General features: G+C 73.9%; 1 protein-coding gene and 2 pseudogenes. All 3 read right to left on the bottom strand.

Features of this window, described 5'->3' with window-relative positions:
* Positions 1–46: 46 nt before the first annotated feature.
* Positions 47–970, bottom strand: coding sequence for a sirohydrochlorin chelatase (locus tag AOK15_RS40115; RefSeq protein WP_107099623.1), 924 nt, complete (start codon positions 968–970; stop codon positions 47–49).
* Positions 971–1162: 192 nt separating this feature from the next.
* A pseudogene (locus AOK15_RS48180) lies at positions 1163–1395 on the bottom strand (ATPase); the annotation flags it as partial.
* 2 nt (positions 1396–1397) lie between these two features.
* Positions 1398–1628, bottom strand: a pseudogene (locus tag AOK15_RS48175) (ATPase); the annotation flags it as partial.

Below are 1628 nucleotides of genomic sequence, written 5' to 3'. Positions count from 1 at the left end.
CGGGCCCTCGGCCGTACGGGTCGAGACGGACCGGGCGCGGCCGGAGTCAGCGGACCGGCAGGCCCTGCTGCTGCGGCGGGGCGATGCCCAGCGCCGTCGTGTACTTGCCGAGCGCCAGCTTGCCGATCGCCGGGTACGGGCCGAGCGCCTCGGCGGCCGAGCACCCCGCCTCCGCCGCGGCGTCCGCGATGAGGGCGGCGTCGATCTCCGGCCCTATCAGGTAGGGCGCGAGCGCGAGCTGCTGGGAACCGGAGGAGCGCAGCTGCTCGGCCACGGAGCTGATCGAACCCTCCTGGTCGAGCGCGGCGGCCATCACCGGCACCGCGAGACGCGCGGCCAGCAGCATGCCCGTGATACCGGCCGCCTGCACGGCCTCGTCGCCCCCCACGGAGGCGAGGACGATGCCGTCCGCGGCGGTGGCGACGGTGAACAGCCGGGCACGGTCGGCACGCGCCAGACCCGCCTCCGACAGCCGCACGTGCAGCGCCTCGGCGAGCAGCGGGTGCGGGCCGAGGACATCGGTCAGCTCGGCCGCGATCCGGCTCTCCATGACCGCCTGGCGGACCTGGCGCAGCGTCGCGTTGTCCGGACCGGCCAGCAGTGGCACGACGACGGCGACGGGGCCGTCCGGCTCCTTGACGTCGAGTCCGGCGGCGCGCGCCTGCTCGTAACGGGCGGTGCGCTCCTCGGCGGCGCCCGTGAGCACCGACTGGAGCGTGGGGAACTCGTCGCCGCCGCCGTCGACGTAACCGATGCGGGCGTCCAGGCCGGGCAGCTCGGAGCGCGCGATGCTCACGACCTCCTCGGCGAGGCTGCGCGTGGCGGCGCTGGGCGTGCCCGGCACCGCGAGGAGCAGCGCGGGCGCGCCCTCGGGAGCCGCCAGGGGTTCCGGTCGGCGGTGCCGGCCGGGCTGGCGGGGTCGCGGCATTCGTACTGGCAGGCCGGACGCGGGCCCAGTGGGGGAGCTCATGGCGCCGCATGTTACTTGTTTCCGGGGTTCCCCTGTTCGGGGAGGGTGCAGGTGAGCGGTATCCGTCCGGATTTGTCTGATGGGTTACGGGTCGATCGGGCCGATCGATACCGCATTTATCTGCCGAGCAGTGCTCTTGACGGGCCACAGTGGTGCTTGTCCGACAGGCTGCTTTGGTCCGTATTTCAGGTACTACTTTTCGGCCACTGTGTACAACAGCCGATCGTCGTACGGCAATCGGAGGTTGCCGGTGGCCAGATCGGTCGCGATCCGTACGGCGCCGTGCAGCGGATCGCCCTCCCCGGGTACCCTCCGGGCCCGCGGCAGCCGCTGTGTCAACTCCTCCTCCAGTGGTACGAGGAGAGGGGCGCCCAGCTTGAACAGGCCGCCGGTCAGCGCCACCAGGGGTTCGCCCGACGTCGGGCNNGCCGCGGCGCGCAGGATGTCCGCCGCCACCGGGTCCTCGCCCGCGCAGGCGGCCACCTCGGGCGCGAAGGAGGCCAGCACCGCCGGACGGTCGGACCGGGGGTAGAGCTGCCCCGGCAGCCTGTCCGGTGGGCCGAACGCGCCCTCCAGGCGCCCCAGGAGAGCCTTCGAGCCGCCGCCGCGTCCGTCATGGGCCCGCAGCGCCGCCTCCAGCCCCGCCCGCCCGATCCAC

It is taken from the genome of Streptomyces ossamyceticus (assembly GCF_001418475.1).
GTDB classification, from domain to species: Bacteria; Actinomycetota; Actinomycetes; order Streptomycetales; family Streptomycetaceae; genus Streptomyces; species Streptomyces ossamyceticus.
Note: the sequence above shows the minus strand (reverse complement) of the source record. Positions and strands in the feature narration are given on the sequence as shown.

Coding starts and splice junctions, on each gene's coding strand:
- AOK15_RS40115 (WP_107099623.1), bottom strand. CDS start 970: ATGAGCTCCCCCACTGGGCCCGCGTCCGGCCTGCCAGTACGAATGCCG.